The organism is Bacillus sp. FSL K6-1012 (assembly GCF_037964915.1).
GTDB classification, from domain to species: Bacteria; Bacillota; Bacilli; order Bacillales; family Bacillaceae; genus Bacillus; species Bacillus halotolerans.
This window is the reverse complement of the sequence record NZ_CP150175.1, coordinates 3649559-3669333: the sequence shown is the minus strand read 5'-3', so window position 1 is coordinate 3669333 and position 19775 is coordinate 3649559. Positions and strand designations below refer to the sequence as shown.

Here is a 19775-nt window from a genome sequence, read left to right as displayed (position 1 = left end):
TATATTCTTTTTTTAGCTGTTAGACAGAATATTTTCATTCCGGCATAATATCTCGCAAGGAGGCCGTACTATGCAGACTAAGACATCAGAATCGAACAGCCTATTCTCTAAAGAACTGCAGCAGCAGCTTCAGGGCCGTCATCTGCTTAAAACAGAAATCCCATTTTCTGACGAGATCATTGATTGGCATATCGAGCATGGTTATATATCTGCCGAGGAGTCTATATCAAAAAATAAATGGGGATATAGATGCAATAGATGCGGTCAAAATGATCAACAGTATTTTTCTTCGTATATTTCATCAGGAGAAGATAAAGTATACTGCCGCTCTTGTGTCATGATGGGCAGAGTGAGTGAGGATATTTCTTTATATTCCTGGTGCAAGGAGGCAGAGGCAAACTGGAAGCCTATAAAACTGACTTGGGATGGAAAGCTGTCAAGCGGACAGCAAAAGGCAGCTGACGTCTTAATTGAAGCAATTTCGAAGCAAGAAGAGCTCCTTATTTGGGCTGTTTGCGGCGCAGGTAAAACTGAATTATTATTCCAAGGTATAGAATCGGCATTAAATCTAAGACTGCGTGTTTGTATTGCGACCCCGCGCACCGATGTTGTTTTAGAGCTTGCTCCGAGACTGAAGGCTGCATTTCAGGGTGCTGATATTTCAGTTCTATACGGAGGAAGTGATGACAAAGGGCGTTTATCTCCGCTTATGATTTCCACAACCCATCAGCTTTTGCGCTATAAAGACGCATTCGACGTCATGATCGTTGATGAAGTGGATGCTTTTCCATATTCCGCTGATCAAACCCTTCAATTCGCTGTTCAAAAAGCGAGAAAGAAAAACAGTACGCTTGTTTATCTAAGCGCCACACCTCCTAAAGAATTAAAAAGAAAAACATATAAAGGTGAGTTGAAGTCCGTTCGCATACCGGCCAGATACCACCGGAAGCCGTTGCCTGAACCGCGCTTTCAATGGTGCGGAAACTGGAAAAAGAAATTAATCCGAAATAAGATCCCAAATGCGGTAAAAAGATGGATAGAACAGCATGTAAAAGAAGGAAGGCCCGTTTTTTTATTTGTTCCGTCCATTTCTATTCTGGAAAAGGCTGCTTCTTGTTTTAAAAATATGAATTATCGAACAGCGTCTGTACATGCGGAAGACAAGCTCAGAAAAGAAAAAGTGCAGCAATTTCGAGACGGTCAGTTTGATCTGTTAATCACAACAACAATATTGGAAAGAGGTGTCACAGTTCCTATGGTCCAAACAGGCATCTTAGGGGCAGAATCGCCCATCTTTACGGAAAGCGCGCTTGTGCAAATCGCGGGAAGGACAGGACGGCATAAAGAACATGCAGACGGCGATGTCATTTATTTTCACTTCGGAAAAACAAAGAGTATGATAGAGGCAAGAAAACATATAAAAATAATGAATGAATTGGCTTTAAAAAATAAATTGATAGACTAGTTAATATTTAAAAACATGATACAGTATACTCATATAACTAATGAGGAGCTGTAAAAATGCTTGTCAATTCAAAAGAAATCATGATGGAAGAACTTCTTGACCGATATATGGATCAGCTTCATATGACCTGCACTTGCCAAGTATGCAAAAATGATGTACTTGCACTTTCTTTAAACCAAGTAAGACCAGCTTACGTCACTGATGTAAAAAAGATTGCATATACGAAAGCTGAGCTGGTAGATAAACAGAAAAACACGGCTATGCTTGTAATTTTGGCTGAATCAGCTGCTGTGGTATCGGAGAATCCGAGTGATCAATGCGAAACGAGACAGGAGGAGGCTCTAAAAAACTGATCTGTCTATTATGTGATTCACAATTTTCTCAAGCTGTTTCATGGTGCTCACTATTCTTATTAAAACCTGACGACAGGGTCTGTCAGTCCTGCAGAAACAAATTACAGATCATCAAAGGGGCCATCTGTCCGCTTTGCGGCAGGCCTCAAACCGCTCATGAAGTGTGTGCGGATTGCGAGGCATGGAAATCAAGAATAGATGACGGCTTAAGGCTCAGTCAAAACCGTTCTGTTTACTTATATAATGACATGATGAAAGAAACGCTCGCCCGAATGAAATTCAGGGGAGATGCAGCAATAATAAGCGCTTTTAAAAATGACTTTTCCTCAGAATTCTCTGCTGTCTATCCAGATAAACGCCTTGTGCTCGTTCCCATTCCGTTAAGCGAAGAACGGAAAGCAGAACGCGGCTTTAACCAGTCACAAATGCTTGCTGAATGCTTAAACCGGCCCATCCTCAATCCTCTCATCCGCCTGAATAATGAAAAGCAGTCTAAGAAAAAGAAAACGGAGCGCCTGCTTTCAGAGCATGTTTTTGAAACAAAAAACAGCTCGGTTGAGGGTATGGATATCGTTTTAATCGACGATCTTTATACTACGGGCGCCACTTTGCACTATGCTGCCCGCTGTTTATTGGAGAAAGGCAAAGCTGGTTCAGTGTCATCTTTTACCTTAGTGAGAAGCTAAATGATTCAATTTTTGTGCCGATATAATGTCTAGAAATTACTGCAGGCATATTAATGAATAAGGAGTAAACATGATGGGTGAACTGGCGAATTGTCCGAAATGCAATGCTTTATTTTTAAAAACGAAGCTGCAAACCGTGTGTCAGGCGTGTATTAAGGAAGAAGAAAAATCATTTGAGACTGTGTATAAATTTTTAAGGAAACAGGAAAACAGGCAATCAACACTGAGCCGCATAACTGAGGAAACAGGTGTGGAGGAAGAGCTGATTTTAAAATTCATCAGGCAAAAGCGAATCCAAATCACTCATCTGCCGAATTTGGCATACCCTTGTGAAAGGTGCGGGACATCGATTAGGGAAGGCAAGTTCTGCAAGGCTTGCCAGTCCGATATAAAGGATCAAATAGATCATCTGAACCAAGAATCCGCATTGAAAACAGAACGGGAAAATAGTAAAAAAGACACATACTATGCCTATAATACCAAAAACAGCTGATTCCCTAAACTAACTGAAAACGCAGTCGATAAAAGGGTTAGATTGTTTAAAGACTGCAACGGAAAGCGAGAGGAATCCTATGAAAATCAATCAATTTGGAACACAATCCGTTAATCCATACCAAAAAAATTATGAAAAGCAAGCGGTGCAAAAAACTGCTGCACAGCCTAAAGATAAAATTGAAATTTCATCACAGGCTAAGGAACTGCAAAATGCATCCGACGCAGTCACTGGTTCACGCCAGGAAAAAATTGAGCAGCTTAAAGCGCAAATTGAAAACGGGTCATACAAAGTAGACGCAAATCATATAGCGAAAAATATGATTAATTTTTATAAAAAGCAATAAAAAAGGAGAAAGCCCATGTCAGCAAAGCCAATTATTGAACAATTGAAGCGACTTTGCGTTCTGCATGAGCATCTGCTCACGCTGTCTGAGGAAAAGACGGAAGCGCTCAAAGCCGGCAAAACAAAAGAGCTTTCTAACATTTTGACAAAGGAACAAAAGTATATTCAAGCTATCGGGCAGACAGAAGATGACCGGATCAAAGCGGCTTCCGCCTTTCTCGGATTCAGCGAAAATAACACCATTTCTGCTTGTATCGCCAAAACTTCAGGCAGTGAAAAGGAAGAGCTGGAACAACTATATGAAGCTCTTTCTAACGTTCTCGGACATCTGAAAGAAGTGAATGAGATGAATAGGCAGTTGACGAGAGACGCGCTGCAATTCATCTCTATTTCGTACGATATGCTGGTTCCTAAGGAAAATAATTTCAATTACAGCAAATCAATTAAAGCTGAGCTTCCAAAGAGCAGCCGGATGAAACTTTTTGATTCAAAAGCTTAGCAGAAAGGAATTCAGAATATGACATCTACCTTTATGGGTCTTGAAACTGCAAGGCGGGCGTTAAGCGCTCAGCAAGCAGCGTTAAGCACTACTGCAAATAATGTGGCAAATGCCAATACTGATGGTTATACAAGACAGCGAGTCTCATTAGAGGCAACGGACTATTTCCCTGCTGTATCAAAAAATGCAGAAAAAACTGCGGGACAAATGGGAACGGGTGTACAAGGCAAGTCAGTTGAAAGAATCAGAGACATCTTTCTTGACTACCAATACCGCCTCCAAAACAACAGTTCTGGATATTATGACACGAAGGCTAAAGCCCTGTCCCAAATGGAAGGGATTATGAATGAGACTGGTGGCAGCGGATTAAACAGTGTGCTAAATTCATTTTGGAATTCTCTGCAAGAACTATCCAATAATGCAAATGAGGACAGTGCGCGTTCTGTTGTCTCTCAAAAAGGACAGGCTGTTGCTGATACGTTTAATCATATTTCTGAGTCCCTTACAAAAGTTCAATCAAATTTAAAAGCAGAACTAGATACTAGTGTACTAGATGTTAATTCACTGCTATCTCAATTAAACAGTCTCAATAAGCAAATTGCACAGGTAGAACCAGTCGGTCTGCTTCCGAATGGTTTATACGATCAACGTGATTTGCTGATTGATAAATTATCTTCAATTGTTGATGTCAAAGTGAGCTACAACAAATCAGGCGGGAATGCGCTTGCTTCTTCGGAAGGAACTGTATCGATCGAAATCCTGGATAAAAATAAACAGTCGCTGGGAACTGTTCTGGACGGAAAAAATTATGAGGTTTCAGAGCTGAAAGCTAACTATGATAATGAAACGGGCTTAGTGACAAGTATTTCAATTGGAGACACTGCGGTTCAAGCTGAGTCGTTCAGCAGCAATGGATCACTGTTAGGATTTATACAGTCTTATGGATATGTCACGGCAGACGGCAAAGAAAAGGGCATATATCCGGAGATGCTTTCAGATTTTGATAATATGGCGCTCGAATTTGCAAAAGCTTTCAATGAAGTACACCGAAATGGTCTGACAGAGAGCGGTGAACAAGGCGGGGACTTTTTTGATTTTACCGGGGGTGAAACTGAGCCGGCAAAAGGCGCAGCAGGTAAGATTAAAGTCACTGACAGCATAAAAGATTCAAAAGGCGCGAATATCGCTTTCTCACTTACTGGAGCAGCAAACGATAATTCAAACGCAACGAATTTAGCAAATGTGTTAACTGGGGACATCACCATTAACGGAAAAGAAACGAGTGTGCTAGATTATTATGCTGGTCTCATTGGCGAGCTGGGGATCAAAGCTCAAGAGGCGAATCGGCTGGCATCTAATACAGAAACACAGCTGAATGATGCAGACATAAACCGTCAGCAAATGAGCGCTGTTTCTTTAGATGAAGAAATGACCAATATGATTCAATTCCAACACGCATACAATGCTGCCGCAAGAATGGTAACGTTACAAGACGAAATCCTTGATAAAGTAATTAATGGCATGGGTGTCGGGGGAAGGTAGGTAGATCAAATGAGAGTAACACAAGGCATGATTCAGCAAAACTCATTGAGATATATCGGTTCAAGCTACTCAAAGCTGGATAAACTTCAATCACAGATTTCTTCCGGAAAAAAAATCTCAAAAGCTTCCGATGATCCAGTAGTAGCTATGAAAAGCTTAAAGTACAATACGCAATTATCTCAAGTTCAGCAATACCAAAGTAATGCTTCTCAAGCCTTTACTTGGCTTGAAAACACAGAAACAAACATTACTGAAGGAATTGACATTATGTCAAAGGTCAGAGAGTTAGCTGTTCAAGCTAAGAATGACACAAATGGTGGAGCAGAATTGCAAGCTATTGGTGTAGAAGTAAAACAATTAAAAGAACAGCTCTTAAATATTGCTAATACACAAGTGAACGGCAGATATATCTTCAATGGCACTAATTCAGATACACCTCCAGTTAAAGACAACGGTGACGGAACTTATACGATTTCTGATACGGCTGACGTTATTGTCAATATATCGGATAATATGTCATTAAAGGTAAACTCAGATCCGAAGGCAGCCTTTGGCGGTACTTCTGGAAGCGGACAAAATGTGTTTGAAATGCTAAATTCATTTGAGACAGCACTTAATTCAGGCTCTTTGGACGATGTGGACAGCGTTTTAGATGATATTGATCAATTTTCTGACGGTATGAGTGCAGAACGATCTGATATTGGAGCGAGATATAACCGTCTTGAACTGATTAATACAAGACTTTCAGCTCAAGAAGAAACAGCTACAAAAGTGTTGTCAGACAATGAAGACGTAGAACTGGAAGAAATAATAACTGAATTTATTGCGCAGCAAAGCGTGCACAGGGCTACTCTGGCTGTAAATGCGCAAATTGTTCAGCCTACATTGATCGACTTTTTAAAGTAAGCGGCTCTCAGGAGTTCGCTTTTTTTATAGTTTAGGAGGTAGAGTGATGCAAATTCCCAGATTGATTATGCATAGTGTTCAAGGGAAAATTGGTTTAACAACGACGCCTGCCAGCTTAAAAATGGAGCAGCCGCAAGCCGACTTGGAAATTGAACAGCCAAGCGCGGAAATGGAAATATCGGTGACCCCGGGAAAACTCACGATTGACCAGACGCAAGCATGGGAAGAATTAGACAGAAAGCATATATCCAAAAGAATCGAAGAAGCTGCCCAACAAGGGCATGAGGATGTAATGGAGGGGATAGCCCGTACCGGAGAAGAAGGCGACGAGCTTATGAGAATTGAAAATAAGGGGAACCCAATCGCTTCACAAGCAAAGAGGAACTCTGAGATGCACCAAATTCAATTAGGCGAACATTATGCTCCTTCTCTTTCAAGGGTGAAAATACAATATACTCCGTCACAGCTTAATGTTCAGATTACGCCGCGAAAGCCTGTTATTCAGGCTGAACCGCATAAGCCGATTGTTGAATATATGCCGGGAAACGTTAAGATTGACATGCTCCAATACCCTGATTTAAATATAGATGTAGAATACCCGAAAAAATCACTAGAAAAGTAAAAAGAAAAGGATCGTGAACAATGATCATTCATACTAAATACCATGGCCAAATGAATGTAAAAGAAGAACAAATCATTCTTTTTGAAAACGGGATTCCGGGCTTTTTAGAAGAAAAACAGTTCGTCATTCTTCCACTTTCAGAAGACTCTCCATTCGTGGCGCTGCAGTCCGTCACTTCAGAGAATCTTGCGTTCATCGTTGTAAGTCCGTTTATCTTTTTTAAGAATTATGAATTTGACCTTGATGAATCAACTGCTGAACTTTTGGATATCGATAATATTGAAGACGTAGAAGTCATGACATTATTGACCATGGAAGAGCCATTCGAAAAAACTACTGCTAATTTATTGGCTCCTATTATTGTGAATCGCAAGAACATGCTGGCTAAGCAAGTCGTTTTACACGACTCCCCATATACGACAAAGCATCCGATTGGAGGAGAATCATGCTAGTTTTATCGCGGAAATTAAACGAAGCGATTCAAATAGGTGCTGATATTGAAGTGAAAGTCATTGCGGTTGAGGGTGACCAAGTGAAGCTGGGAATTGACGCCCCAAAGCATATTGATATTCACAGGAAAGAAATATATTTGACCATTCAGGAAGAAAATAATCGAGCGGCAGCGTTATCCAGCGATGTGATCTCCGCATTATCCTCACAAAAAAAGTGAGGATTTTTTTTATTTTTGTATTAACAAAATCAGAGACAATCCGATATTAATGATGTAGCCGGGAGGAGGCGCTAGAGACTCCGCCAGTTATAAAAAATGAGGCACAAGGACGTGCCTAAAAACATATTCAGGGAGGAACAAAACAATGAGAATTAACCACAATATCGCAGCGCTTAACACACTGAACCGCTTGTCTTCAAACAACGGTGCTAGCCAAAAGAACATGGAGAAGCTTTCTTCAGGTCTTCGCATCAACCGTGCGGGAGATGACGCAGCAGGTCTAGCAATCTCAGAAAAAATGAGAGGACAAATCAGAGGTCTTGAAATGGCTTCTAAAAACTCTCAAGACGGAATCTCTCTTATCCAAACAGCTGAGGGTGCATTGACTGAAACTCACTCTATCCTTCAACGTGTTCGTGAGCTTGCAGTACAAGCAAACAATACTGGTACTCAAGATGGTACAGACTTAGGTGCTATCCAAGAAGAGATCAAATCTCTACTTGAAGAAGTTGGTGGTATGACAGGTGGAAGTAAAGGTATCTCTGACAGAACTGAATTTAACGGTAAGAAGCTTCTTAATGGCGACTTTGCAACTAACAAATTAACATTCCAAATTGGTGCAAACGCAGGGCAACAGCTTTCAGTTAATATCGGAGATATGAGTGCAACTGGACTAGGAATTGACGGTATCGATGTTACTGCATTCGAAACTGATGCAACTGCATTTGATACACAACTTGGTTTAATTGATACTGCTATTAACAATGTTTCAACTCAACGTTCAAAACTAGGTGCGGTACAAAACCGTCTTGAGCATACAATCAACAACTTAGGCGCTTCTGGTGAAAACCTGACAGCTGCTGAGTCTCGTATCCGTGACGTTGACATGGCTAAAGAGATGAGCGAGTTCACAAAGAACAACATTCTTTCTCAAGCTTCTCAAGCTATGCTCGCTCAAGCGAACCAACAGCCTCAAAACGTACTTCAATTGTTACGTTAATTTTGAAAAAGACCTTGGCGTTTGCCGGGGTCTTTTTTTATATTCCTAACTCCAAATCTTCCCCCCTGGCTGTCTATAACTCGTGATATAATAATCGGATTCTCCACTAACCTATAAAAGTATTTCCAAACAAGAATTCTAAAACAGATGAGTTTTTTTCCATAAATATGTGTAATCTTATCTCGACTTAGTCGATATAAACGATAGATTGGGACATAGGGGATGATCAATTGAACATTGAAAGACTCACTACGTTACAACCTGTTTGGGATCGTTATGATACTCAAATACATAATCAGAAAGATCATGAGAGTGAGGTTCCTGTTCATCAAGTTTCATATACCAATCTTGCTGAAATGGTAGGGGAAATGAACAAGCTTTTGGAACCTTCGCAAGTTCACCTGAAGTTTGAGCTCCATGAGAAGTTAAAAGAATACTATGTAAAAGTAATAGAGGACTCTACAAATGAAGTCGTCCGCGAGATTCCGCCGAAACGGTGGCTTGATTTTTATGCGGCTATGACTGAATTTCTTGGGTTATTTGTAGATGAAAAAAAGTAGATGAGGAGTGGTTTGAAATGGTCACGAGAATAACAGGTCTTGCGTCAGGAATGGATATAGATGATATCGTATCAAAGCTGATGCAAACAGAAAGAGCGCCGCTTGATAAGCTGACTCAAAAAAAACAGACGCTAGAATGGCAGCGTGACAGCTATCGTGAAGTCAACTCAAAAATAAAAGAATTACAAGATTATATGTCTAAAAATACGTTGACATATCCGAGCACGTATCAGAGCAAAGCTGTGACCAGCTCCAATGAGTCTGTGTTAACTGCTACAGGAAGCGCAAGTGCGCCAAACTCGTCTTCTACTGTTGAAGTAGCGAGTTTGGCAACTGCAGCAACGTATAAGGCAAATAATTATACGGGATACACACAAGGCGATTATAATTTGGCATTTAACGTTGTGGCGCCTGGAGAAACAACAGCAAAAACAGTGAACATCAGTGTGACGAGCGCCGATACCATTGATAATGTGATTTCTAAACTTAACAGTTCAGATTTAGGAGTATCAGCATTTAAAGATAAAATATGGAACGGTACAGAGTATGTTGAAACGATTGCGTTTTCTTCTAAAGCAACAGGTGCAGGAGGCAGCATACAGGCAGCAGACTCTGCTACATCCGACTTTATGTCCGGTCAGCTTGGTTTTTCTTTAGACGCTGAAAATAAGCTCACTGCTTACAAAGAAGGAACAAATGCAAAGGTCACAATTAATGGTTTTGAAATGGAGAAGCTGACAAACAACTTTACGGTTAATGGCGTTACCTACTCGATCAAAAATACAACTGCAGCCACAGGCCCTGTTACCACATCTGTTTCTACTGATGTAGACGGGATTTATAACCAAATTAAAGAGTTTGTAGATAAATACAATGAATTGGTTGACAGCCTGAATGAAAAGCTTCAGGAAGAAAAATACAGAGATTATACTCCGCTGACGAGTGAACAAAAAGAAGCAATGTCTGATAAAGAGGTAGAACTCTGGGAGAAGAAGGCAAAAAGCGGTTTGCTGAGAAATGATTCCAGCATCAGCACCGGCACGAACCAAATGCGGACTGATTTTTATACTCAAGTTAATGCGGATGGGAAAACCTATCAATTAACTGAATTTGGCATCACAACCTCAAGTGCTTATCAATTGCGGGGCCATTTAGAGATTAATGAAGATAAACTGAAAGCAAAAATACAAGGAGATCCGCAAAGTGTTGCCGCCTTATTTACAAACGGAACGAACAGCAGTGCCTATAGTGATAAGGGGATTATGAAACGTATCGGCGACACACTGAAAAGCACAGTGAAAAGCATTGAAGCAAAAGCCGGCAACTCGACAATGGGAACCAGTGACTACTCAATCGGTAAAAATTTAAACACGATCAGCACTGATATCACCAAAATGCAGGACCGATTGAATACCATAGAAAACCGCTATTATACAAAATTCAGTGCAATGGATTCTGCGATTCAAAAAATGAACGAACAAGCGTCCTATTTATCACAGCTACTTGTACAATAAATGTAATTTGGAGGATGACACATGGCGATCCAAAATCCTTATGCAGCTTATCAGCAAAATTCAGTGAATACCGCTACGCCCGGGGAGCTGACCCTTATGCTGTATAATGGCTGTTTGAAATTTATAAAACTTGCATCTCAGGCCATTGAGAATAATGATATGGAAGGTAAAAATGAAAATCTGATTAAAGCGCAAAATATCATTCAGGAATTAAATGGTACACTTAACCGCAACATAGAGCTTTCCGGTTCAATGGGTGCGATGTACGATTATATGTATCGAAGATTGGTACAGGCAAATATCAAAAATGATACGAGCATGCTGGCTGAGGTAGAGGGCTATGTAAAAGATTTTCGCGATGCTTGGAAACAAGCCATGCAAAGTGAACGGAAGGACCGGCACGGATCAGGCGGGATCGCATGAAAAACATAGATCAACTATACACTGAGACGGAGAGTATGCTGTCACACATACAAAATACACCGGAAAGCGATGAACTTTTAAAGCAAATTGAAGACTTTGTGTCTAAACGGTCTGAACTTATTCAGGGGATATCTCTGCCGCTTTCAGAAGAAGAGCGAAAGCAGATGAAGCTTGTCTTGACATGGGATCAGCTTATTGTGAAGGAAATGGAAAGACTGAAGCAGTCAATCGCAGCAGAACTTCAGCAGGTGAAAAGAAAACGTGCGATGCATACGACGTATTTAAATCCTTATAACAACATCACGATTGACGGCAGATATTATGACAAGCGTAAATAGGTGAGTGCCTTGAAGAGCATTGAGGATTATACGCTTTTATCAGCTTATTATCATCTTCTTTTTACAATTGAGGAAGGGCTGTGCTATTTGATAGAGGCGGAACAGAATTTATCAAAAACAGAAGGGGATCGGATCTACCAAGATCTGATCCAAGCCTTTTTTTATTTGGATTCAACCCATTCAACTCTTCTTTTCGTGATGAACACACGGTGCGCAGAAGTATGCGTTAAGGCTTTTGACGAGATTTTTGCAGAATTTGATCAATTGGTTTCTTTCTCATTCCCCTCTCATGAATTCTGCGAGTATTTAAAAGGACATTTTCTGATTCACTATAGGAAATGGATGCTGTCCATTCATCGATGTATGGAGCCCTTTGTGATCAATTGACTTTGTGTAAGGCATTTTTTCTTATTGCCAGCATATACATATACCTCCCGTAACCATAGAAACATTAGCATAAAACGGCATAATTCGACAAAGTTCACTGAATTTTCACAAAAGGTTTACGTTTCAGCAGGAATTGTAAAGGGTAAAGGAGAAATAGATACATATCCTTAATAAAAGGGAGGCGTTCTTTGATGAACTATAACATCAGAGGAGAAAATATTGAAGTGACACCCGCGTTAAAGGATCATGTCGAGAAGAAGATCGGCAAGCTGGAGCGTTATTTTGAGCATAGTGTAAATGCCGATGTGAACGTCAACTTGAAGTTTTACAATGACAAGGAGTCCAAGGTTGAGGTTACGATTCCGATGACAGATCTGGCGCTTCGGTCTGAAGTGCATAACGAGGATATGTACAATGCAATTGATCTCGCTACAAACAAGCTGGAACGTCAAATCCGTAAGCATAAAACAAAAGTAAACCGCAAATTCCGTGAGCAGGGCCTTCCGAAATCTTCAGTGGCAAACGGCCTCGGCTCTGATACAGATATTGCGGTTCAGGACGAAATAGAAGAAGATGAAAGCTTAGAAATCGTCCGTCAGAAGCGCTTTAATTTAAAGCCGATGGATAATGAAGAAGCGATCTTGCAAATGAATATGCTCGGCCATAACTTCTTTGTTTTCACAAATGCGGAAACAAACCTTACAAACGTCGTGTACCGCAGAAATGACGGGAAATATGGCCTGATTGAACCGACTGAATAATGAAGAGCAGCCTTCCGTGATTTTCGCGGAAGGTTTTTGTTTTTTCTTATTTGCAAATTCTTTGGAAATAAGAGAAGGTATGATATGATAATGAGAGGTATACATGGACTAGTAAATTATTTATACATGCTTGTCAAACAGGCATGTGATGATAGAGGAGCGTTATAAATGCTTGGAATTTTAAATAAAATGTTTGATCCAACAAAACGTACGCTGAATAGATACGAAAAAATAGCTAACGATATTGATGCGATTCGGGGAGACTATGAAAATCTCTCAGATGATGCGCTGAAACATAAAACAATTGAATTTAAAGAGCGCCTTGAAAAAGGGGCGACAACTGATGATCTACTTGTTGAAGCATTCGCAGTGGTTCGGGAAGCTTCTCGCCGCGTAACCGGCATGTTCCCGTTTAAAGTCCAGCTTATGGGGGGCGTGGCTCTTCATGACGGAAATATCGCGGAGATGAAAACAGGGGAAGGTAAAACATTAACGTCTACTCTGCCTGTTTATTTAAATGCCTTATCTGGAAAAGGCGTGCACGTCGTGACAGTCAATGAATACTTGGCGAGCCGTGACGCAGAGCAAATGGGGAAAATTTTCGAGTTTCTCGGCTTAACTGTCGGACTGAATTTGAACTCAATGTCGAAAGATGAAAAAAGGGAAGCTTATGCGGCTGACATCACTTATTCTACAAACAACGAGCTCGGCTTCGACTATTTGCGAGACAACATGGTTCTTTATAAAGAGCAAATGGTGCAGCGTCCGCTTCATTTTGCGGTAATTGATGAAGTCGACTCTATTTTGATTGATGAAGCGAGAACACCGCTTATCATTTCAGGACAGGCTGCAAAATCGACAAAACTGTACGTACAGGCAAATGCTTTTGTACGCACGTTAAAAGCAGAAAAAGACTATACGTATGATGTGAAAACAAAAGGTGTACAGCTCACAGAAGAAGGAATGACAAAGGCTGAAAAAGCGTTCGGCATCGACAACCTGTTTGATGTGAAAAATGTGGCGCTCAACCACCATATCAACCAGTCCTTAAAAGCGCACGTTGCCATGCAGAAGGATGTTGATTACGTAGTAGAAGACGGTCAGGTTGTCATCGTTGACTCTTTCACGGGTCGTTTAATGAAAGGCCGCCGCTACAGCGAAGGGCTTCACCAGGCGATCGAAGCGAAGGAAGGGCTTGAAATTCAAAATGAGAGCATGACCTTGGCGACGATTACGTTCCAAAACTACTTCCGGATGTATGAAAAGCTGGCCGGTATGACGGGTACGGCTAAAACAGAGGAAGAGGAGTTCCGTAACATCTACAACATGCAGGTTGTGACGATTCCGACAAACCAGCCGGTTGTTCGTGATGACCGTCCTGATTTAATTTACCGTTCAATGGAAGGGAAGTTTAAGGCCGTTGCAGAAGATGTTGCCCAGCGATATATGACAGGACAGCCCGTTCTTGTCGGTACAGTTGCGGTTGAAACGTCTGAATTGATTTCAAAGCTGCTCAAAAACAAGGGTATCCCGCATCAGGTATTAAACGCCAAAAACCATGAGCGAGAAGCGCAAATCATTGAAGAGGCCGGTCAAAAAGGCGCTGTGACGATTGCGACAAACATGGCGGGGCGCGGAACAGACATTAAGCTTGGCGAAGGAGTAAAAGAGCTTGGCGGACTAGCCGTTGTCGGAACGGAACGCCATGAATCACGCCGGATTGACAATCAGCTGCGAGGACGTTCAGGACGTCAGGGTGATCCGGGGATCACACAATTTTATCTTTCTATGGAAGATGAATTGATGCGCAGATTTGGTGCTGAGCGGACAATGGCAATGCTTGACCGTTTTGGTATGGATGACTCCACTCCGATTCAAAGCAAAATGGTATCCCGCGCGGTTGAATCATCTCAAAAACGCGTTGAAGGAAATAACTTCGATTCACGTAAACAGCTTCTCCAATATGATGATGTTCTTCGCCAGCAGCGTGAGGTTATCTATAAGCAGCGTTTCGAAGTCATCGACTCTGAAAACCTGCGTGAAATCGTAGAAAATATGATCAAATCTTCTCTCGAGCGGGCAATTGCGGCCTATACACCAAGAGAAGAGCTTCCTGAGGAGTGGAAGCTTGACGGTCTTGTTGAGCTTGTTAACACGGCTTACCTTGACGAAGGCGCGCTTGAAAAGAGCGACATCTTCGGCAAAGAGCCGGATGAAATGCTTGAGCTCATTATGGATCGCATCAAGACCAAATATAATGACAAAGAGGAAAAATTCGGCGAAGAACAAATGCGCGAATTTGAGAAAGTCATCGTGCTTCGCGCCGTCGATTCAAAATGGATGGATCATATCGACGCAATGGATCAGCTTCGCCAAGGGATTCACCTTCGTGCTTACGCGCAAACAAATCCGCTGCGTGAGTATCAAATGGAAGGCTTTGCGATGTTTGAGCATATGATTGAATCCATCGAGGACGAGGTTGCCAAATTTGTGATGAAGGCTGAGATTGAAAATAATCTGGAGCGTGAAGAGGTTGTACAAGGCCAAACCACGGCTCATCAGCCGCAAGAAGGCGATGAAAACAAAAAAGCAAAGAAAGCGCCGGTTCGTAAAGTGGTTGATATCGGCCGAAATGCGCCATGCCACTGCGGAAGCGGAAAAAAATATAAAAATTGCTGCGGCCGGACTGAATAGTTCGTTCGGGCAAGTTTGCTGACCGCGGCGCCTTGAGCGCCCGCGGATCTTTTAATGAGGTGAATGGAATGGAATTATCAGAAATCAGAGTTGAGCTCGAAAATATGGCTTCTCGTTTAGCGGACTTTAGGGGGTCTCTTTGACCTCGAATCAAAGGAGACCCGCATTGCTGAGCTAGATGAGCAAATGGCTGATCCGGAATTCTGGAATGATCAGCAGAAAGCTCAAACGGTCATCAATGAAGCAAATGGTTTAAAGGATTATGTCAATTCCTATAAAAAATTGAATGAATCCCATGAAGAACTGCAAATGACTCATGACCTTCTGAAAGAAGAGCCGGATCAAGATCTTCAGCTTGAGCTTGAAAAAGAGCTAAAGGCTTTAACGAAGGAGTTCAATGAGTTTGAGCTTCAGCTTCTTCTCAGTGAGCCGTATGATAAAAACAACGCAATTTTGGAGCTGCATCCGGGTGCGGGCGGTACTGAGTCACAGGATTGGGGCTCTATGCTTCTCAGAATGTACACCAGATGGGCTGAGCGCCGCGGCTTTAAAGTGGAAACGCTCGATTACCTTCCTGGTGATGAAGCCGGTATTAAGTCAGTCACATTACTGATTAAAGGGCACAACGCTTATGGATATATCAAGGCGGAAAAAGGCGTCCATCGTCTCGTGCGGATTTCTCCGTTTGATTCATCAGGCCGCCGCCACACTTCATTCGTATCTTGTGAAGTTATGCCTGAATTCAACGATGAGATCGATATTGATATCCGTACGGAGGATATTAAAGTTGATACGTACCGTGCAAGCGGAGCAGGCGGACAGCACGTCAACACGACAGACTCAGCTGTTCGGATTACCCACTTGCCGACAAACGTGGTTGTGACATGTCAAACAGAACGTTCACAAATTAAAAACCGTGAAAGAGCGATGAAAATGCTGAAGGCAAAGCTGTATCAGCGCAGAATTGAAGAACAGCAGGCCGAGCTGGACGAAATTCGCGGTGAGCAAAAAGAGATCGGCTGGGGAAGCCAAATCCGCTCTTACGTATTCCATCCGTATTCCATGGTAAAAGACCATCGGACCAATACAGAAATGGGTAACGTTCAAGCCGTAATGGACGGAGATATTGACGTATTTATTGACGCATACCTTCGTTCTAAACTTTCATAAGCAGGAAACACACCTGGTGTCTACAGGTGTGTTTTTTTATTGCCTGCATATCCTTGCTTTCACTGCTGCTTTAGCATATTACCACTGTGTTTGGGTGTTATTTACATCTAATCGGGGAAGGATTAAAATGCTATCGGAGAGCATAGGAAGAAACGGAGGAAGGTTGTAATGATGGATGTACGGAATAAAAGTTTTCGGGTTATAAGGGATTATGTATACATACTGATAGGGGCAGCAATTACAGCAGTGTCCTTTAATGTCTTTCTGCTTCCTAACAAAATAGCCGCAGGCGGTGTCAGCGGGATCAGTACCATTTTACAGTCATATGGTTTTGAAGCGGCCTATGTGCAGTGGATCATTAATATTCCCTTATTTATAGCCGGTATCATTTTGCTTGGCGGTAAATTTGGACTCAAGACACTCGCGGGTTCTGTCTTTTTGCCTCTTGTCGTGTTTTTGACGAGAGACATTCAGCCTGCTACACATCATGAGCTTCTGGCGGCGATTTTTGGCGGCGTCGGCATCGGGATTGGAATCGGCATTGTGTACTTAGGCAAAGGATCAACCGGGGGAACGGCATTAGCGGCTCAAATCATTCATAAGTACACAGGTCTCTCATTAGGGACCTGTCTCGCGATCATTGACGGTTTGATTGTTGTTACGGCGATGATCGTATTTAATATAGAGCAGGGGCTGTATGCCATGCTTGGGGTGTATGTATCAAGCAAAACCATTGATGTCGTCCAAGTCGGCTTCAACCGCTCTAAAATGGCGCTTATCATTACAAAACAGGAACAGGCCGTGAAGGAAGCTGTTTTTAAAAAAATTGACAGAGGCGTTACGAAAATTTCTGCAGTCGGCGGATATACTGACGATGAACGGCCGATTTTAATGTGTGTGGTTGGCCAAACTGAATTCACGAAATTGAAACAAATCGTCAAACAGATTGATGAGACTGCTTTTGTGATTGTAGCAGATGCAAGCGAGGTGCTGGGCGAGGGTTTCAAACGCGCTTAAACGGGGTTATAATATGGAAGAGATCGTAAAGGAGTTGTGCTTCTCAACATGAAATCAAAACTATCGATACTAATGCTTGTATTTGCCATTTCTGCCCTGCTGGCTGCCTGCGGTTCTAACGATGCAAAAGAAGAGAAGACAGACAACGGCAGCAAAACAGAAGCCTCTGCGTCAGAAGGGGAAGAATTATATCAGCAGAGCTGTGTAGGCTGCCACGGCAAGGATTTAGAAGGTGTGTCAGGACCTAATCTCCAAGAGGTTGGAGGCAAATACGACGAAGAAAAAATTGAAAGCATTATTAAAAACGGACGGGGCAATATGCCGAAGGGGCTTGTAGATGATAAGGAAGCCGCTTCAATTGCCAAATGGCTGTCAGAGAAAAAGTAAGAGGAGAAAATCTTTGCCGCGATTCAGGCAAGGATTTTTTTATGCCGAAATCATGATGAATGAAAAGAAACTGTAATAGTATTATGTCTAAATTTGACGTATAATGAAGTGTGTTGAAAATCAAACTTTCAGATTTTTCATCTTTTTACAAATGAATGGGTCATAAACTGTCGAATGCTTTCGAAGAGTATGACCGTGCGACATAAAATGATATAAAAGATTAGGTGATTTCATGATAGAGATGAAAGAAGTATACAAAGCCTATCCGAACGGTGTAAAGGCGCTAAACGGGATTTCAGTTACCATTCATCCCGGAGAGTTTGTTTATGTTGTCGGACCGAGCGGAGCGGGTAAATCTACTTTTATTAAAATGATATACAGAGAAGAAAAGCCGACAAAAGGGCAAATTTTACTCAATCATAAAGATCTCGCATCGGTTAAAGAAAAAGAGATTCCTTTCGTGCGGCGTAAAATAGGTGTAGTCTTCCAGGACTTCAAGCTTCTCCCGAAACTTACTGTGTTTGAGAATGTGGCTTTTGCCCTTGAAGTAATTGGAGAACAGCCGTCTGTCATTAAAAAACGGGTGCTTGAAGTGCTTGATTTGGTGCAGCTGAAGCATAAAGCGAGACAATTCCCTGACCAGCTTTCAGGCGGGGAGCAGCAGCGTGTCTCTATAGCCAGATCAATTGTGAACAGCCCTGATGTTGTCATTGCAGATGAACCTACGGGAAACCTTGATCCGGATACGTCTTGGGAAGTCATGAAGACGCTGGAGGAGATTAATAACCGCGGAACAACAGTCGTAATGGCGACACATAATAAAGAAATCGTAAACACCATTAAGAAACGTGTCATTGCAATCGAAGATGGTATCATTGTGCGTGATGAGTCAAGAGGGGAGTATGGTTCTTATGATTAAAATTCTCGGGCGCCATTTGCGTGAGAGTTTTAAATCTCTCGGGAGAAACACATGGATGACGTTTGCATCCATTAGTGCAGTAACCGTTACGCTGATTTTAGTCGGCGTGTTTTTAGTGATTATGCTGAATTTGAATAACATGGCTACGAATGCTGAAAAAGAAGTCGAAATCAAGGTATTGGTTGATCTGACTGCAGATAAGAAGGCACAGGACAAGCTGCAGAACGAGATAAAAGACCTGAACGGCATTCAAAGCGTCACTTTTTCATCTAAAGAAAAAGAGCTTGACCAGTTAGTTGACAGTTTTGGAGACAGCGGAAAATCCCTGACGATGCAGGATCAGGAAAACCCGCTGAATGACGCGTTTGTCGTGAAAACGACCGATCCGCATGATACGCCAAGTGTCGCGAAAAAGATAGAAAAAATGGATCATGTTTATAAAGTTACTTACGGAAAAGAAGAGGTCAGCCGTTTGTTTAAAGTGGTCGGCGTTTCCCGCAACATCGGAATCGCGTTAATTATCGGCTTATTGTTTACGGCGATGTTCTTAATTTCCAACACCATCAAAATTACGATTTTTGCAAGAAGAAAAGAAATTGAAATCATGAAGCTTGTTGGTGCGACGAACTGGTTTATCCGCTGGCCGTTTTTCCTTGAAGGATTGCTGCTCGGCGTATTCGGTTCAGTCATTCCGATCGCGCTTGTATTGAGCACTTATCAATATGTTATCGGATGGGTCGTTCCGAAGGTTCAAGGATCATTTGTCTCTCTTCTTCCATATAATCCGTTTGTATTCCAAGTCTCGCTTGTATTAATTGCAATTGGCGCAGTGATTGGAGTATGGGGAAGCCTGACTTCCATCCGCAAGTTTTTGCGGGTATAAACATAAGAAAAGCCATCCCGATTGCGGGGCGGCTTTTTTCTTTTGCCTTCTTTTTCTTCTATGATTACATGAAATCTCCATCCTTTACATATACTATCTCTAGGTTTTGCAAAGACAGTCTGGCATACAGGAGGAGTAAAG

Annotated in this window: 24 protein-coding genes; all 24 read left to right on the top strand. The window is 41.9% G+C overall.

The genetic code is table 11. The features are described 5' to 3' along the window. Positions 1-70 precede the first annotated feature (70 nt). Entirely contained in the window at positions 71-1465 is a 1395-nt protein-coding gene (comFA, locus tag NSS75_RS19045; RefSeq protein ID WP_268497413.1) for an ATP-dependent helicase ComFA, read from the top strand. A gap of 56 nt (positions 1466-1521) precedes the next feature. Further along, the gene (locus NSS75_RS19040) at positions 1522-1818 is read left to right on the top strand and encodes a late competence development ComFB family protein (RefSeq protein ID WP_103671256.1); all 297 of its coding nucleotides are present in this window, start codon (positions 1522-1524) and stop codon (positions 1816-1818) included. Beyond that, on the top strand, positions 1782-2504 hold the full coding sequence (locus tag NSS75_RS19035) for an amidophosphoribosyltransferase (protein WP_024123027.1): 723 nt from the start codon (positions 1782-1784) through the stop codon (positions 2502-2504). Before NSS75_RS19040 ends, NSS75_RS19035 begins: the two co-directional genes overlap by 37 nt. 73 nt (positions 2505-2577) lie before the next feature. Then, positions 2578-2997 carry a TIGR03826 family flagellar region protein gene (locus NSS75_RS19030; RefSeq protein WP_024123026.1) on the top strand — a complete coding sequence of 140 codons (420 nt, stop codon included), beginning with the start codon at positions 2578-2580 and terminating at the stop codon, positions 2995-2997. 79 nt (positions 2998-3076) lie between these two features. Continuing rightward, a complete protein-coding gene (gene flgM, locus NSS75_RS19025; protein ID WP_003219712.1) occupies positions 3077-3343 on the top strand; it encodes a flagellar biosynthesis anti-sigma factor FlgM in 267 nt (88 codons plus the stop codon). Positions 3344-3358: 15 nt separating this feature from the next. Further along, positions 3359-3841, top strand: coding sequence for a flagellar protein FlgN (flgN, locus tag NSS75_RS19020; protein WP_103671257.1), 483 nt, complete (start codon positions 3359-3361; stop codon positions 3839-3841). 18 nt (positions 3842-3859) lie between these two features. Next, positions 3860-5383, top strand: coding sequence for a flagellar hook-associated protein FlgK (gene flgK, locus NSS75_RS19015; RefSeq protein WP_339234449.1), 1524 nt, complete (start codon positions 3860-3862; stop codon positions 5381-5383). 9 nt (positions 5384-5392) lie between these two features. After that, positions 5393-6289 (top strand): flagellar hook-associated protein FlgL, encoded by an 897-nt coding sequence (gene flgL, locus NSS75_RS19010; RefSeq protein ID WP_095712912.1) that lies wholly within the window; start codon positions 5393-5395, stop codon positions 6287-6289. A 46-nt stretch (positions 6290-6335) separates the two neighbouring features. Then, complete coding sequence (locus tag NSS75_RS19005; protein ID WP_268542869.1) at positions 6336-6911, top strand: DUF6470 family protein; 576 nt, start codon at positions 6336-6338, stop codon at positions 6909-6911. Positions 6912-6931: 20 nt separating this feature from the next. Then, complete coding sequence (fliW, locus tag NSS75_RS19000; protein ID WP_268497405.1) at positions 6932-7363, top strand: flagellar assembly protein FliW; 432 nt, start codon at positions 6932-6934, stop codon at positions 7361-7363. After that, the gene (gene csrA / locus NSS75_RS18995) at positions 7357-7581 is read left to right on the top strand and encodes a carbon storage regulator CsrA (protein ID WP_095712915.1); all 225 of its coding nucleotides are present in this window, start codon (positions 7357-7359) and stop codon (positions 7579-7581) included. Before fliW ends, csrA begins: the two co-directional genes overlap by 7 nt. A gap of 145 nt (positions 7582-7726) precedes the next feature. After that, entirely contained in the window at positions 7727-8581 is an 855-nt protein-coding gene (gene hag / locus NSS75_RS18990; RefSeq protein WP_010332058.1) for a flagellin Hag, read from the top strand. A 230-nt stretch (positions 8582-8811) separates the two neighbouring features. Further along, a complete protein-coding gene (flaG, locus tag NSS75_RS18985; RefSeq protein WP_095712917.1) occupies positions 8812-9141 on the top strand; it encodes a flagellar protein FlaG in 330 nt (109 codons plus the stop codon). A 17-nt stretch (positions 9142-9158) separates the two neighbouring features. Beyond that, entirely contained in the window at positions 9159-10655 is a 1497-nt protein-coding gene (locus NSS75_RS18980; protein WP_268497401.1) for a flagellar hook-associated protein 2, read from the top strand. 21 nt (positions 10656-10676) lie between these two features. Continuing rightward, the gene (fliS, locus tag NSS75_RS18975) at positions 10677-11078 is read left to right on the top strand and encodes a flagellar export chaperone FliS (RefSeq protein ID WP_024123015.1); all 402 of its coding nucleotides are present in this window, start codon (positions 10677-10679) and stop codon (positions 11076-11078) included. Further along, positions 11075-11416 (top strand): flagellar protein FliT, encoded by a 342-nt coding sequence (locus NSS75_RS18970; protein WP_024123014.1) that lies wholly within the window; start codon positions 11075-11077, stop codon positions 11414-11416. Before fliS ends, NSS75_RS18970 begins: the two co-directional genes overlap by 4 nt. Before the next feature lie 9 nt (positions 11417-11425). Continuing rightward, positions 11426-11803 (top strand): hypothetical protein, encoded by a 378-nt coding sequence (locus NSS75_RS18965; RefSeq protein WP_024123013.1) that lies wholly within the window; start codon positions 11426-11428, stop codon positions 11801-11803. 191 nt (positions 11804-11994) lie between these two features. Next, on the top strand, positions 11995-12564 hold the full coding sequence (gene hpf, locus NSS75_RS18960; RefSeq protein WP_044159437.1) for a ribosome hibernation promotion factor: 570 nt from the start codon (positions 11995-11997) through the stop codon (positions 12562-12564). 168 nt (positions 12565-12732) lie between these two features. Further along, positions 12733-15258 carry a preprotein translocase subunit SecA gene (secA, locus tag NSS75_RS18955; RefSeq protein WP_095712920.1) on the top strand — a complete coding sequence of 842 codons (2526 nt, stop codon included), beginning with the start codon at positions 12733-12735 and terminating at the stop codon, positions 15256-15258. Between the two features lie 68 nt (positions 15259-15326). Beyond that, a protein-coding gene (prfB, locus tag NSS75_RS18950; protein ID WP_099043490.1) for a peptide chain release factor 2 occupies positions 15327-16428 on the top strand; the annotation gives its coding sequence in 2 pieces (ribosomal slippage) (positions 15327-15398 and positions 15400-16428; 1101 coding nt in all). Positions 16429-16599: 171 nt separating this feature from the next. Continuing rightward, complete coding sequence (locus NSS75_RS18945) at positions 16600-17445, top strand: YitT family protein (protein WP_069487008.1); 846 nt, start codon at positions 16600-16602, stop codon at positions 17443-17445. A gap of 48 nt (positions 17446-17493) precedes the next feature. Continuing rightward, positions 17494-17832: a cytochrome c551 gene (gene cccB / locus NSS75_RS18940; RefSeq protein ID WP_024123008.1), complete on the top strand. Its 339-nt coding sequence runs from the start codon at positions 17494-17496 to the stop codon at positions 17830-17832. Positions 17833-18064: 232 nt separating this feature from the next. Continuing rightward, complete coding sequence (gene ftsE, locus NSS75_RS18935) at positions 18065-18751, top strand: cell division ATP-binding protein FtsE (protein WP_010332047.1); 687 nt, start codon at positions 18065-18067, stop codon at positions 18749-18751. Continuing rightward, positions 18744-19634 (top strand): permease-like cell division protein FtsX, encoded by an 891-nt coding sequence (ftsX, locus tag NSS75_RS18930; protein WP_024123007.1) that lies wholly within the window; start codon positions 18744-18746, stop codon positions 19632-19634. Before ftsE ends, ftsX begins: the two co-directional genes overlap by 8 nt. Positions 19635-19775: the final 141 nt, after the last annotated feature.